The 13,545-nt window shown below is 56.0% G+C and carries 12 protein-coding genes; 5 read left to right on the forward strand and 7 right to left on the reverse strand.

What is annotated here, in order from left to right:
* Positions 1-11: 11 nt before the first annotated feature.
* A complete protein-coding gene (locus RB2501_RS02330) occupies positions 12-2,042 on the forward strand; it encodes a hypothetical protein (RefSeq protein WP_041326909.1) in 2,031 nt (676 codons plus the stop codon).
* Positions 2,043-2,305: 263 nt separating this feature from the next.
* Positions 2,306-4,564, forward strand: coding sequence for an inorganic phosphate transporter (locus tag RB2501_RS02335; protein ID WP_015753116.1), 2,259 nt, complete (start codon positions 2,306-2,308; stop codon positions 4,562-4,564).
* Positions 4,565-4,693: 129 nt separating this feature from the next.
* On the opposite strand, the gene RB2501_RS02340 is transcribed toward RB2501_RS02335, so the two are convergent.
* The gene (locus tag RB2501_RS02340) at positions 4,694-5,047 is read right to left on the reverse strand and encodes a toxin-antitoxin system YwqK family antitoxin (RefSeq protein WP_041326910.1); all 354 of its coding nucleotides are present in this window, start codon (positions 5,045-5,047) and stop codon (positions 4,694-4,696) included.
* 265 nt (positions 5,048-5,312) lie between these two features.
* Between RB2501_RS02340 and RB2501_RS02345 the strand changes: the two genes are divergently transcribed.
* Positions 5,313-6,044 (forward strand): DUF6503 family protein, encoded by a 732-nt coding sequence (locus RB2501_RS02345; protein ID WP_015753118.1) that lies wholly within the window; start codon positions 5,313-5,315, stop codon positions 6,042-6,044.
* A 183-nt stretch (positions 6,045-6,227) separates the two neighbouring features.
* Positions 6,228-6,653: a hypothetical protein gene (locus RB2501_RS02350; protein ID WP_015753119.1), complete on the forward strand. Its 426-nt coding sequence runs from the start codon at positions 6,228-6,230 to the stop codon at positions 6,651-6,653.
* 74 nt (positions 6,654-6,727) lie between these two features.
* Here the strand turns inward: RB2501_RS02350 and nadD are convergent, their stop codons facing one another.
* The 6 genes from nadD to RB2501_RS02380 all read right to left on the reverse strand — a co-directional run bounded on the left by nadD (position 6,728) and on the right by RB2501_RS02380 (position 11,608).
* Positions 6,728-7,312, reverse strand: coding sequence for a nicotinate (nicotinamide) nucleotide adenylyltransferase (gene nadD / locus RB2501_RS02355; RefSeq protein ID WP_015753120.1), 585 nt, complete (start codon positions 7,310-7,312; stop codon positions 6,728-6,730).
* An 18-nt stretch (positions 7,313-7,330) separates the two neighbouring features.
* Positions 7,331-7,981 carry a guanylate kinase gene (gene gmk / locus RB2501_RS02360; protein WP_015753121.1) on the reverse strand — a complete coding sequence of 217 codons (651 nt, stop codon included), beginning with the start codon at positions 7,979-7,981 and terminating at the stop codon, positions 7,331-7,333.
* Entirely contained in the window at positions 7,981-8,838 is an 858-nt protein-coding gene (locus RB2501_RS02365) for a YicC/YloC family endoribonuclease (protein ID WP_015753122.1), read from the reverse strand. The genes gmk and RB2501_RS02365 overlap by 1 nt, the downstream gene beginning before the upstream one ends.
* Before the next feature lie 113 nt (positions 8,839-8,951).
* Complete coding sequence (locus RB2501_RS02370; protein ID WP_015753123.1) at positions 8,952-9,767, reverse strand: 3-keto-disaccharide hydrolase; 816 nt, start codon at positions 9,765-9,767, stop codon at positions 8,952-8,954.
* A gap of 2 nt (positions 9,768-9,769) precedes the next feature.
* Positions 9,770-10,522, reverse strand: coding sequence for a 3-keto-disaccharide hydrolase (locus tag RB2501_RS02375; protein WP_015753124.1), 753 nt, complete (start codon positions 10,520-10,522; stop codon positions 9,770-9,772).
* 33 nt (positions 10,523-10,555) lie between these two features.
* Positions 10,556-11,608: a sugar phosphate isomerase/epimerase family protein gene (locus tag RB2501_RS02380; protein WP_015753125.1), complete on the reverse strand. Its 1,053-nt coding sequence runs from the start codon at positions 11,606-11,608 to the stop codon at positions 10,556-10,558.
* A 223-nt stretch (positions 11,609-11,831) separates the two neighbouring features.
* Here RB2501_RS02380 and RB2501_RS02385 point away from each other — a divergent pair, with 223 nt between their 5' ends.
* Positions 11,832-13,538, forward strand: a complete 1,707-nt coding sequence (locus tag RB2501_RS02385; protein WP_015753126.1) for a GMC oxidoreductase — start codon at positions 11,832-11,834, stop codon at positions 13,536-13,538.
* Positions 13,539-13,545 lie beyond the last annotated feature (7 nt).

Consider the following 13,545-nt stretch of genomic DNA (forward strand, 5'->3'; position numbering starts at 1 on the left):
CCCCTCTCATTATGAAGACAAACATTTACAGAATTCTCACCTCAATGACCATGGTCTTCGCGCTGATGCTTGCGAGCTGCAGCAGCGACGACGGTGGTACCGATCCGCCCGTACAGGCCACCTGTTCGGACGGGATCCAGAACGGGGATGAAACCGGCATCGACTGCGGAGGTTCCTGCACAGCTTGTGTGGTGGAAGAAGACGCAAACCTTTCCGGCAGCCAGGAAGAAGACCGCACCCTCGACCCGACGGTTGCCTATACGCTAACCGGCACCTACAGCGTGGAAAGTGGTGTCACCCTGACGATCCCTGCAGGGACCGTGATTACCTCCCAAACCGGTACCGATAAATATATCGTGGTCCAGAAAGGCGGGCAGATCGATATCCAGGGTACTGCTGCCAACCCTGTAATCATGACCTCAACCGGCCAGAACCCGGGCGACTGGGGCGGCCTGGTGATTGCCGGAAACGCCACCACCACCGAAGGGGTGGACGCCATTGCCGAAGTAGGCGGGATCGTTTACGGGGGAACTGACGACGCGGACAGCTCCGGGTCCATCTCCTACCTGATCATCAACTACGCCGGCGCCCAGATTAACTCCGAGTCCCAGTACAACGGCCTCTCCCTGTATGCCGTCGGTTCCGGGACTTCTATCGACAACGTCGCCATCCTCAACGGTACGGACGACGGGGTAGAGTTCTTTGGCGGTACGGTAAGCGCCTCCAATTTCTACCTGGAAAACAACGAAGACGACGCAGTTGACTGGACAGAAGGTTGGAACGGTACGCTGACCAACACCCTGGTACTCCATACGATTGCCGGATTCTCTACAGCCGTTGAGGCCGACGGGATAAACGGTAACCCGACCCTGGCCAACTTTACCGCCGTATCCACTACTGGCGGAACGGCCCTGCAATTTAAGAAGGAGTCCGGGGCCACCATTACCGGCCTTTCCCTGACAGGATACGAAGTTTCCGTTGACATGCGGGACGGCGGGCCGCTGGCCAATGTCCAGATCGACGGCGCAGCTGCGGATCCGGCCGAGACCTACCTGGCCGACCCGACGGTGGAAGCCACAGCCTTTGCCTGGGTGGATACGGATGTATCTGTTGAGACGCAGGACCTTGAAGGTTCCATGACTACGGACATGACCCTGGATGCCAGCGTCATCTACCGCCTCCGCGGCAGTTTCAGCGTGGATGCCGGCACCCTTACCATCCCTGCCGGCACGCGCATCATTGCCGACGCGGAACAGGGAGCGGCTACTGAAACGTACATCGTGGTTAAGAAAGGTGCCATGATCGACATCCAGGGCACTGCCGAAGCCCCTGTGGTAATGACCTCTTCCAGCCAGCAGCCCGGAGACTGGGGCGGCCTGGTAATCCTGGGGGATGCCACCACGTCTGAAGGCGTGGATGCCATTGCCGAAGTAGGCGGGTTTGTTTACGGCGGAACTAACGATACGGATAACTCCGGCTCCATCGAATACCTCGTAATCAACTACGCCGGGGCCCAGATCAATTCCGAGTCCCAGTACAATGGCCTTTCCCTGTACGCCGTTGGTTCCGGGACCACCATCAACAACGTCGCCATCCTGAATGGTACGGACGACGGGGTTGAATTCTTTGGCGGTACGGTCAGCGCTTCGAATTTTTACCTGGCCAACAACGAAGACGACGCGGTGGACTGGACAGAAGGCTGGAACGGCACACTCACCAACACCCTGGTTGTACACGACATCGAAGGATTCTCTACTGCGGTAGAGGCCGATGGTGTGGATGCGGGGGTTGCGGTTCCGACCCTGGAGAATTTTACGGCTGTTTCCTCCACCGGCGGCACGGCCCTGCAGTTCAAGAAAACCACCGGCGCCATTATCACCAATATCCTGCTGGACGGGTACACCGTAAATGTGGATATGCGTGACAGCGGCCCGGTAGGGAATATCGAAGTAGACGGTACGGCCATGACCACCGTAGACGACGACGTCTTTGGCGGAACCGGAGTGGATACCTCTGTATTCGCCTGGTTTACCGGAGAATAATTAGCTGAAATACCCCTTTACACTTGTTCTCAAAGAAGGCCCCGCCGATTTCGGCGGGGCTTTTTATTTGATGCATGCCAGGGCTCTATTACGACACCCGCCAACCTGAATACCAGGAATAACACGGAATTGAAACAGTACTTCAGCCTGTAATGCAAATCCCCGGAATTCTCCGTAATATTGGGGCGCGGGAGACTTTTCATAACCTTATTTTAACGTTACTCCCCATTAATAAGTTGATTTTTGTGTTTATTTGAAGCACTATGGGGGACGACCTCTATCTCTACATGATCATTGCCCTGGCTATCCTGGCCATCTCCGACCTGGTGGTGGGGGTCAGCAACGATGCAGTGAACTTTCTCAATTCCGCCCTGGGGTCCAAGGCTATTTCCTTCCGTACCATTATGATCGTTGCGAGTATCGGGATTGCCTTTGGGGCCATGTCCTCGAGCGGGATGATGGAAGTAGCCCGGAAGGGAATTTTTGTGCCCGGGGAATTTATGTTTTCGGAAATCATGATCATCTTCATGGCTGTTATGATTACCGATGTCCTGCTGCTGGACTTTTTCAACACCCTGGGGATGCCCACATCCACGACAGTTTCCATCGTTTTTGAGCTACTGGGTGCGGCCGTTATCACAAGCCTGATCAAAATGTCCGCCGCCGACGAAAGTTTCCTGAACCTGGGGAACTACATCAACAACGACAAGGCCATCGAGATAATCCTCGGTATTGTCCTGTCGGTATTGATTGCCTTTACCATCGGCGCGCTGATACAATTCCTCTCGCGATTATTCCTCACCTTCGAGTTCCAGAAAAAGGCCACCTGGAAAGCTTCTGTATTCGGCGGGCTGGCCATTGCGGGGATTGTATACTTTATCCTTATCAAGGGACTGAGCAGCACAAACCTTTTCAATGGCCTGGTGATAGATTTCGTGGAACAGAACACCTTGCTCTTCCTGGTTGGCAATGCAATCGTCTGGTCGCTGGTATGCGGCCTGTTGCAAAGCCTGGCAAAACTGAATATCTACCAGATCATCATCGTTTTCGGGACCTTTGCCCTGGCCATGGCCTTTGCCGGAAACGACCTGGTTAATTTTATCGGGGTCCCTATCGCCGCCTACCAATCCTTCCTGGACTGGAGCGCTTCCGGGGTAGGGGCGGACAACTATGCCATGGACGGACTGGCTGCCGCTGTGCAGACGCCAACCCTGCTGTTGTTGCTGTCGGGCGTGGTGATGATCCTGACGCTCTGGTTTTCCACCAAAGCCCTTTTTGTTACGGAAACCGAGATTAACCTGGCGCGGGAAGGCGAAGGGGAAGAGCGGTTCCGCCCGAATTATCTGTCCCGGCAAATCGTCCGGCTCACTGTTGCGGCCGTTGAAACCATTTCCTCCCTGCCTCCAGAAAAGGTTCAGGCAGCTATCTCCCGAAGGTTTGAACGGGCCCCCAGCTATACGAGCCGGGTCCAGGCCAAGGAGAAGCCGGCCTTCGATATGGTCCGGGCATCGGTAAACCTGATGGTGGCCAGCGTCCTGATTTCCATTGCCACTTCTATGAAACTGCCGCTCTCCACAACTTATGTCACCTTTATGGTGGCAATGGGTACTTCCCTGGCCGACCGGGCCTGGGGCTCGGAAAGTGCGGTATATCGGGTTGCGGGCGTCCTTAACGTTATCGGGGGATGGTTCCTCACGGCCATTACGGCCTTTACAGGAGCCGGGATCGTCGCCTACCTGATCTACCTGGGTGGGGCCTGGGCTATCGGATTGTTATTTGTACTGGCCCTGGTAATCCTGATCCGGAATTACTTAAACCATAAAAAACGCAGCCGGGAGCTCAAGGAGGAATACGTATTGAGGCGAACGGAAAGCAGCACCATCAGCGAAGTCATCGAAGACAGCGCGGACAATGTGGCAGTAGCCATCAAACGGGTAAACAAAATCTACACCTCCAGCATGGAGGGACTCGTAAAGCACGACCTGAACTCCCTGAAAAAAAGCACGAAACACATCCGGAAACTGGATACAGAAGTCGAAAACCTCCGGGAAAGCATCTTCTACTTTATCAAAAACCTGGATGAGGGAAGCGTCAAGGCATCCAACCTGTACCTGCAGATTTTGCGGTACCTTCAGGATATGACCCAGTCCCTGGAACACATCTCCAAGAGTTCCTATAAACACGTCAACAACAACCACAAGAAATTGCGCTTCCAGCAATTGCGGGACCTGAAGGAAACAGATTCCTTTGTCTCCGGTTTTTTTAAGGAGGTCCAGGAAATATTTTCGGAAGGGAATTTTGAGGAACTGACCCAGACGCTGATCCGGCAGGAGGAACTCTTGCAACGGGTAGATGCAAAAATCCGCAAGCAAATTGAACGGACCCGGGGGGATGAATCGAGCCCTAAAAACACAGCCCTCTATTTCAACCTGCTTCAGGAGACACGAGACCTTCTCGAAGCTACCTTCAAGCTCATGGAGATCTACGACGTTAACATCAACAAAATCGAATTGGAATTATAATCGATCTGGAATGCCTTCATTATGCAACCGGTCCGGCCATTGGTGTCCCTGGTTTCCCGGTTGCACCGGTCAAAAAAAAGCCCGCTGCATGGCGGGCTTTATCGTTGACGGAATCGTTTCGGAAGCGAGTTATCTGTTCACCGCTACCCGGGTGCCGTTGTTCCAATTGACTACGTTCACGATAGCATTATCGGAGTAGTCTACTTCACGCAGGTTATCTTCTTCCCAGAAAAACCATTTTCCGGTTTTGTTACCTGCATCGTATTGTCCGATGGCGACCTTTTTCCCGGAAGTGTCAAACATGATCCATTCCCCGTGCAATTGGCCGTCCCGAAAAAACCCGGTCTGGGCAACCGCACCGTTTTCATGATAATATGTAGCCTTCACCAGGTCATCAGTCCGCTCAAACTGCGGCTCAGGTTGTTGCGCCTCGATTGAAATCACACCACAAATCAACATCAAAAGTGTCATAATTCTATACATAATACTGTGGTTTTATGTGTTGTACTTTACATTAACGTAACAAATATACAATTATTTTACGTCGATATTACTTTCAGCTAACTTTTTATTTACATTAAGTTTACATTAAAGATATTGGTGCCTGTTTATCAGCATATTAAACACCGCCCACTAAGCGTAGTGGTTTACCAAAAACCTGGGAAAAAGGGTGTTTATCGACTCAATTTAATGCCAGTTGTCCCCAACGATTCGCAAAACACTATTTTTAAGAACTAATACCGATCCTATGGGATACCTGCAATTCTTTTGTCTTTACGTCCTGGTTCTCCTCTCCCCGCCTGCACTTGAATCCCAGCAGATAACCGCCCCCGAACTGCTGGAAAAAAGCATCGCCTACCACGACCCGCAGGGTCAATGGGGCCGGCTCCGGGCGGATTTTGAAATCCTGGCCGAACGGCCGGGGGGATCAGACCGCCTCAGCACCATACACATGGATCAGGCTGCTTCCCTTTTTCGTGTCCGCGTGGAACAGGAAGGGGTAACTAAGACCTATCAGGTGCACGGGGGCCACTGCCGCCTGTGGTACCAGGGCGAGGCCGGGTTCCCGGAAGAAACAGCCGCATCGGAAAATCTTACTTGCGAACGGGCCTCCCTGCTCCGCGACTACTACAGCTACCTCTACGGCCTGCCGATGAAACTCCGGGATCCGGGTACCGTGATGGAGCCGGAGGTGAACCGGGCCGATTTCCACGGGAAGGAATACCTCGTGATCGAGGTGCGGTACGAGCCGGGTACCGGATCCGATACCTGGCGCTTCTATTTCGACCCGGTAACCTCTGCCCTGGGGGCCTACCAGTTCTTCCATGACGTGGCCGCAAATGACGGGGAGTACATCCTATTGGAAGGGGAAGCCGCAATCGGGACCATGCGGGTACCCGAATTCCGCAAATGGTACCGCAACGATACGGGGGAATACCTGGGTTCCGATCGGTTGCGGCCTGCAGGTAGCCGCGAGTAGCCCATTCCTGCCCATTTCTGCCAATTCATGCCCGGGCAGCCCCTCGGTAACTTTTCCCTTCCGGGTAGCCCGCCCGAATGCGCCGTGCATTTCCTCCGATATTTTGGGAGTTTGTCGATTTTCTCGCAACCTGAAATTTGCGAATCGGATTATTTGTAACTTTTAATAGCAAATAGCATACTAATGACCGGAACGGAACTCGAAACTACCTTCCTGGCGGAACACCGGCTGGCAATCGGTACGTTTCGGTTCTACCACAACCTGGTCATCGGCCGGATTGACGAAGGGCAGCAGGTAACCCTGGACAGCGCCCTGCCGGTAATTGCCATCGGCATCGAATTCTACAACCGGAAGCGACCGGCTGTTTACCTCTCGGACCGGCAGCACTCCTACTCCATGGATCCGACCCTCCACCTGGAGGCCCACAAGCTCTTCCCCTTCTTACTCGGATACGGGGTGGTTGCATACAATGACATCAACCGTCGCGTGGCCGAGTTGGAGCAACAATTCGTGCCCTGCCCGAGCGGGATTTTCGATTCGATGGATGCAGGGCTCGCCTGGGCGATGCAATTGATCGGGGAACAGGAAAAATCCCGTCCGCATCGGTAAAAGTACCGGAGGCGCGGGCAAAATGCCCAAATACGCAATCAGAAGTCCCAGAGGCACGGGCAGCGGCCCCTGCCCTACCGGTAGAAATTCATTTCATCCATGTACTTCCACACGGCTTCCGGCAACAAGGGCCGCACATTTTTCCCCGCCGCGTGTTGCTTCCGGATAAAAGTGGCCGACAATTCCATCACCGGGGCATCCACCCGCGAAATAGCGGGGTGGTCCCGGAGCGCTTCCGGAATGTCCCCGGGCCCGAGCCGCGGATAGACGTAAATGGAATAGTAATCCAGGATGGCCTCGTAGTTCTTCCACTTATGGAGGCCCTTGAGGTTGTCCTCCCCCATGATCAGGGAAAATTGGCGGGAGTCCCCATGTTTCTCGCGCAGGTGGGTAAGCGTATCGATGGTGTAGTTGGGCTGGGGCAGTTTAAATTCCGCATCGCAGACCTCCAGCCGCGGATACTCCCTGACTGCCTCGTAGACCATCTGGAACCGGTGGTAGTCGTCCAGCAGGCTGTCCTTTTTCTTGAAGGGGCTGCGGGGGGTAACCACAAACCACACCTGGTCCAGATCTGAGAATTCCGCCAGGTGGTTGGCAATGATCAGGTGGCCGATATGGATCGGGTTGAAGGTGCCGAAAAACAAGCCGGTTTTCTTCATGCTTGCGGGTACTGTGTTTTAGGAAGGGTTTTTTGCATCCGTCCCGTTCCCGCCGGCGTCCAAATCGCGGGTTTTCGCCCGGTTTTCTCCCGGTTCAGCCTCCCCGACATAGCCGGCCACGAGGTCCCGGGCTTCCTTCAGGGCAACCTCCAGGTCGTAGTTCTTGATGATCCGGTCGAACTGGGGGGCGGTGGCCAGCTCCACGGATGCCTTGGCAATCCGCATATTGATCTTCTCATCGCTTTCCGTGCTCCTTTTCTTGAGGCGGATCTTCAGCTCGTCCACACTGGGCGGCTTGACAAATACAGCCAGTGTCTGATCCGGGAACTTTTTCTTGATGCGCAACCCCCCGGCCACGTCGATGTCGAATATCACGTTCTTCCCCTCGGCCCATAGGCGCTCCACCTCGCTTTTTAGGGTGCCGTAGAAATTGTCCCGGTACACCTCCTCCCATTCCAGGAAATCGCCGTTTTTGATGTGTTGTTTAAACTCCGACACGGTCATGAAATAGTAGTGCTCCCCGTGTTTCTCCTTGGGCCGCCGTGGGCGGGAAGTGGCCGAAACCGAGAAGGCGAGGTTCAGGTTGGGCTGTTCCAGCAGGTGGCGTACAATGGTGGTCTTGCCGCTGCCGGACGGGGCTGAGAATACGATGAGTTTTCCTCCTGCCATTACAGTACGTTCAGGATTTGTTCCTTGACTTTTTCCAGCTCGTCTTTCATCTGCACGACAATCCGCTGCATGGGGGCGTCGTTGGCCTTGGAACCGATGGTATTGATTTCCCTGCCGATCTCCTGGCAGATAAAACCCAGCTTTTTGCCATTGGAATCCGCGCTGTCCAGGCTCTGCCTGAAATATTCCAGGTGCTTGGCCAGGCGCACTTTTTCCTCGGTGATGTCGTACTTCTCCAGGTAGTAGATCAGTTCCTGTTCAAAGCGGTTCTCGTCCACGTTCTCCCGGATCTCCGCCACGGCTCGCTGGAGGCGCTCCCGGACAGCAGCCAGCCGGTCCGTGTCCCGCTTGTCAACGGCGTCCAGATGGGAAAGGATGGCCTCGATACGCTGGCGGAAGTCATTTTCCAGGGCTTTCCCTTCGTCACGCCGGAATTCCTTAAGGGCCGACAGCGCCTGTTGCAGGGCGGCTTCGATGGCTGCAAATTCCTCCGGGTCGATTTCCTCCCGTTCCGTGCGCAACGCATCCGGAAGGCGGAGCGCCATGGCCAGGAAACTCTGGGAATCCCCCTCGGCGAGTTCCCCTAGCTGCTCCATGTACTTTTTGACGATGGCCCCATTGATCTCCGCCGAGGGCTGGTCGCCGGTCAGTTCCACATAGAGGCTGAAATCGACCTTCCCCCTTTCGAGTTCCCGGGCAATGCGGTTGCGGAAGACCAGTTCCTTTTCCCGGTAGGCCTGGGGCACCCGGGCATTGATATCCAGGTTTTTACTGTTGAGGGATTTGAGTTCTACGGTGATTTTCTTTCCGGGAGACTGGATGACGTGTTTCCCGAAGCCGGTCATGGAGTGGATCATTCCTGCGTGGTCTGTTTTGCCAAAGGTAGTAAATTCTGCCCGTGAAAAAAGGGCCGCCAGACGTGTGCTGGCGGCCCTTTCATATTATAACGCATGCGTATTGCCGAAGGCGATCAGAGCTCCCGAACCCAGATGTTCCGGTAACTCACCCGGCTGTTGTCGCCGTGGTCCTGGAGAATGAGGGGTCCCTTCCCGTGGGCCGGGTTGTCCGGCCAGCCGATATAGGGGGTCGTTCCCTTGAGTTCCACATGGTCCTGCACCAGCACGCCGTTGTGGATCACTGTCAGCGTCCCGGAGCGGATCTTCTCGCCGGCCTCGTTGAACTCGGGCATGTGGTAGATGATGTCGTACGTATTCCATTCCCCGGACGGCACGGAGGCCATGGCCAGGGGGATGTGCTGCTTATAGACGGAGGCCACCTGCCCGTTCACGTAGGTATCGTTGTCGTTGTTGTCCAGCACCTGCACCTCGTAGAGCCCGTTCAGAAACACCCCGCTGTTCCCGCGGTTCTGCCCGTCGCGCTGCACATCCGCCGGGGAGCGCCACTCCAGGTGAAGCTGGATATCGCCAAACTCCTGTTTCGTCCGGATGTCGCCCGTCTTGTCGGCTACAGTCATGCTGCCGTCGTCGTTCAGGTGCCATTTCACCTCGGAACTGTCGCTGACCATCTGCCACTGGTCAAAACCGCCTCCGTCAAACAGAACAATCGCATCGCTGGGGGCCCCGTTCTGGCCGTAGGGGTCCACTTTCGGTGGCACGGGCTCATACACCTCGGTGGCCTCGGGTTCTGTAGGCTCCTCGCCCTGATATTCCTCATGGACAATAGGCTCGGGCCCGCCGGCCGTTTCCGGTTCCGTCGATTGTTCCGGTTGCTGCTGGCATGCTCCCAGCAGGGCCATTCCAGCCAGGCCGGTAAGTAACTTCTTCATGATTATAGCGGTTTGATTTTAATATTCCTGAAGGCCACCCGGTCGCCGTGGTCCTGCAGCCCGATCTTCCCTTCGTGGTACTGGCCAAAGCCTTCCCACCCGTCGAACTTGGAGTCCGCCACCATGGCATCCCAGGCGTCATTCCCCAGGGGGAAGGTGAGCAACTCGGTACCGTTCATCACCACTTTGCCGGTCTCCCCGGCGTAATCGATGGTAATCTCCATGGTATTCCATTCGCCCACCGGGCGCGTAACATCCTCGGACGGGGCGATCATGTCGTAGAGGGCTCCGGCCTGGTGGGTGGTACCTGCCTTGGCATCCGGGTGCTTTTCGTTGTCCAGCACCTGGATCTCCGGGCCGGTCTGGTAGGGCTGGCCAAATTGCTCGAGTTCCTCGACGCCCCAGAACACCCCGCTGTTCCCCCCTTCGCTGATCTGCCATTCCAGGGAGAGTACGAAATTCTCGAATTTGGACTCGGTGACCAGGTTGTAGCTGGCTCCCTCCGGCCGTTCGGCAGGGGGGGTAAAGACCATGGCCCCCTCTTCGATGGACCAGGTGTCCGGCACCCCTTCCTGGTTGTAGCCCTTCCAGCCGTCAAAAGATGTCCCGTCAAACAGGACGATCCAGTCCGACGCCTCATTTTCCGGGGTTGCGGTCTCTGCGGATTCCGCAACTTCTTCGGATGGTGTTTCCTTGTTTTCCTTGCAGGCGATTACTGCAAAAAAGCAGCAGGCCAGCAATGTCAGTTTTCTCATTTCAGTTTGAATATTTAGTGGTTCGTGAGGTTTTTATTGTCCCAGGATCTTCCGGAGCATCTCTTTGTCGATCTCCCCCCCGGCAAAGTCGTCGAAGGTTTTCTCCGTGGCTTCGATGATGTGGTCCTGGATGAATTTGGCGCCTTCCCGGGCGCCCTGTTCGGGGCTCTTGATACAGCATTCCCACTCCATCACGGCCCACACGTCGCACCCGTATTGGGTCAGCTTGGAAAAAATCGTCTTAAAGTCGATCTGCCCGTCGCCCAGGGAGCGATAGCGACCGGCCCGGTCGCCCCAGTCGTTGTACCCGCCGAACGCCCCTTTCTTCCCGGTGGGGTTGAATTCGGAATCCTTCACGTGGAAGGAACGGATAAATTCGTGGTAGTGGTCGATGTATTCGATGTAGTCCAGTTGCTGGAGTACAAAATGACTCGGGTCGTAGAGGATATTCACGCGGGGGTGGTTGCCGGTGGCCTCCAAAAAGCGCTCAAAGGTATCCCCGTCGTGCAGGTCCTCCCCGGGGTGGATTTCGTAACAGACGTCTACCCCTTCCTTGTCGAAGTGGTCCAGGATGGGTTTCCAGCGCTTTGCCAGTTCCTCAAAGCCCATTTCCACCAGCCCGGGCGGACGTTGCGGCCAGGGGTGGAAGGTATGCCAGAGGAGTGCGCCGGAAAAAGTAGCGTGTGCCTTGATCCCGAGCCGGCGGCTTGCCGTAGCGGCCTTCTTTACCACGTCTACGGCCCATTCCGTCCGGGCCTTCGGGTTGTTTTTGACGGCGTCGGGGGCGAAGTTGTCGAACATCAGGTCGTAGGCCGGGTGGACGGCTACCAACTGCCCCTGCAGGTGCGTGGATAGCTCGGTGATCTCCAGGCCGTAGGACTGTACTTTCCCTTTCAGCTCGTCACAGTAATCCTGGCTTTCCGCCGCTTTGTCCAGGTCGATCAGGAAGTGCTCCCAGGTGGGAATCTGAATGCCTTTGTACCCCAGGTCCGAGGCCCATTTGCACATGCCGTCCAGGCTGTTGAATGGCGCTTTGTCGTCGACGAATTGGGCCAGGAAAACCGCCGGCCCCTTGATAGTTTTCATTTCTTGTCAGTTTTTGGTAGTTGTAAAATTTTCCACCTCCCGCCGCGTTGTAAAATGGGGCAGCCGCCCGCATCCGAGGGCGCCCGGACTCCGGTTTCGCCGGAGCTTTTATCCCGCAGCAGTTTGTGAATTATACCCTATATTTAATGAATCGAAAATATCCGGGTAGTCGCGGAGCGACCGTCATAAAGATAGAAAATACCCGAGAATAAACCGTGGAAACGTGAGTAAACCCTCAGGAGAATACGACGCCATTGTCGTCGGTACCGGAATCACCGGCGGATGGGCCGCCAAAGAACTATGTGAAAAAGGCCTGAAGACCCTGGTCCTGGAGCGCGGCAAGATGGTGAAGCATATAGAGGATTACCCAACGGCGAACCTGGATGACTGGGACCTGCCTTACGGCAACCAGATGGACCGCAAACGCCAGCGGCAATACCACAAACAACTCCGCGTAGGTTGGGCGCCCCGTCCGGACGTGGCGCATTTTTTTGTCAACGACCTGGAACACCCCTACCAGGAAACCAAGCGTTTTGACTGGATCCGCGGCTACCAGGTAGGCGGCCGTTCCCTGACCTGGGGCCGGCAGAGCTACCGTTGGAGCGACGTGGATTTTGAAGCGAACAAGAAAGACGGGATAGCCGTGGATTGGCCGGTGCGCTACAAAGACATCGCCCCCTGGTACGACAAGGTGGAATCCTATATCGGCGTCAGCGGGGAGGCCCTGGGGCTCCCTCACCTGCCGGATGGAAAATTCCAGCCGCCCATGGGCCTGAATTGCCCGGAGGAAGACCTGAAAAAGGCTGTTTCCGGGTCCTTTTCGGACGGACGCGTCCTCACAGTGGGGCGGGCAGCCCATATTACCGATCCGAACGCCGTTCCCGAGGGACGCAACCCCTGCCAGTTCCGCGATCGCTGCTGGCGCGGATGTCCGTTTGGCGGGTATTTCAGCAGCAACAGCAGTACGCTGCCAGCGGCCGAACGCACCGGGAACATGACCCTGATGCCCCTGGCCATTGTCCACGAAGTCATCGTCGACGAAGCCACCGGCCGGGCCACCGGCGTCAAAGTAATCGACACGGAAACCCACGAACAGCTAACCTTCAACGCCAAAGTGATCTTCCTCTGCGCTTCGGCCATGGCCACCGTGGGCATCCTGATGAAATCCCGGAGCTCCCGTTTCCCGGACGGAATCGGCAACAACCACGACCAGTTGGGCCGCAATATCATGGACCACCACTACCAGTTGGGGGCCCGTGCCAGCGTGGAAGGCCACCTGGACAAATACTATAAAGGCCGTCGTCCGAACGGTTTCTATATTCCCCGCTTTGTCAACCTGGGCCGGGATTCGGAGAAAAAAGACTACCTCCGGGGCTTCGGGTACCAGGGCTCTGCCAGCCGCGGCGACTGGACGGAATCGGTAGCCGAAATGGGGTACGGGGCCGGCCTGAAGGACAGCATCATGAAACCGGGGAAATGGACTATCGGGGCTACCGGCTTTGGGGAGATGCTCCCCTACCACGACAACCGGGTGCGCCTGAGCGAAACGGAAAAAGACCAGTGGGGGCTGCCCCAGCTGGATTTCGACGTCGAATTCAAAGAAAACGAATACCGCATGCGGGAGGATATCCTCCGGCAGATCGTCGCGATGTTTGAAGCGGCGGGCTTTAAGGATATTGAAACCTACGAACGGGAAACCGGGCCCGGGCTGGGCATCCACGAAATGGGCGGGGCCCGCATGGGCCACGACCCGAAAACCTCCGTGGTCAACCGGCATAACCAGGTCCACGACGTGCCGAACATCTACGTCACCGACGGGGCGTTTATGACCTCGGCCAGCTGCGTAAACCCGTCCCTGACCTATATGGCCTTTACCGCCCGGGCTGCACATCACGCAGCCGAACAATTCAAGGCTGGCGCCTTTAGTTAATCCCACA

The sequence above is a fragment of the Robiginitalea biformata HTCC2501 genome, assembly GCF_000024125.1.
Classification (GTDB): domain Bacteria; phylum Bacteroidota; class Bacteroidia; order Flavobacteriales; family Flavobacteriaceae; genus Robiginitalea; species Robiginitalea biformata.

Excerpts from the sequence above, each read along its gene's own strand:
- RB2501_RS02330 (WP_041326909.1), top strand. The coding sequence starts at position 12 with ATGAAGACAAACATTTACAGAATTCTCACCTCAATGACCATGGTCTTC.
- RB2501_RS02335 (WP_015753116.1), top strand. The coding sequence starts at position 2,306 with ATGGGGGACGACCTCTATCTCTACATGATCATTGCCCTGGCTATCCTG.
- RB2501_RS02340 (WP_041326910.1), bottom strand. The coding sequence starts at position 5,047 with ATGTATAGAATTATGACACTTTTGATGTTGATTTGTGGTGTGATTTCA.
- RB2501_RS02345 (WP_015753118.1), top strand. The coding sequence starts at position 5,313 with ATGGGATACCTGCAATTCTTTTGTCTTTACGTCCTGGTTCTCCTCTCC.
- RB2501_RS02350 (WP_015753119.1), top strand. The coding sequence starts at position 6,228 with ATGACCGGAACGGAACTCGAAACTACCTTCCTGGCGGAACACCGGCTG.
- nadD (WP_015753120.1), bottom strand. The coding sequence starts at position 7,312 with ATGAAGAAAACCGGCTTGTTTTTCGGCACCTTCAACCCGATCCATATC.
- gmk (WP_015753121.1), bottom strand. The coding sequence starts at position 7,981 with ATGGCAGGAGGAAAACTCATCGTATTCTCAGCCCCGTCCGGCAGCGGC.
- RB2501_RS02365 (WP_015753122.1), bottom strand. The coding sequence starts at position 8,838 with ATGATCCACTCCATGACCGGCTTCGGGAAACACGTCATCCAGTCTCCC.
- RB2501_RS02370 (WP_015753123.1), bottom strand. The coding sequence starts at position 9,767 with ATGAAGAAGTTACTTACCGGCCTGGCTGGAATGGCCCTGCTGGGAGCA.
- RB2501_RS02375 (WP_015753124.1), bottom strand. The coding sequence starts at position 10,522 with ATGAGAAAACTGACATTGCTGGCCTGCTGCTTTTTTGCAGTAATCGCC.
- RB2501_RS02380 (WP_015753125.1), bottom strand. The coding sequence starts at position 11,608 with ATGAAAACTATCAAGGGGCCGGCGGTTTTCCTGGCCCAATTCGTCGAC.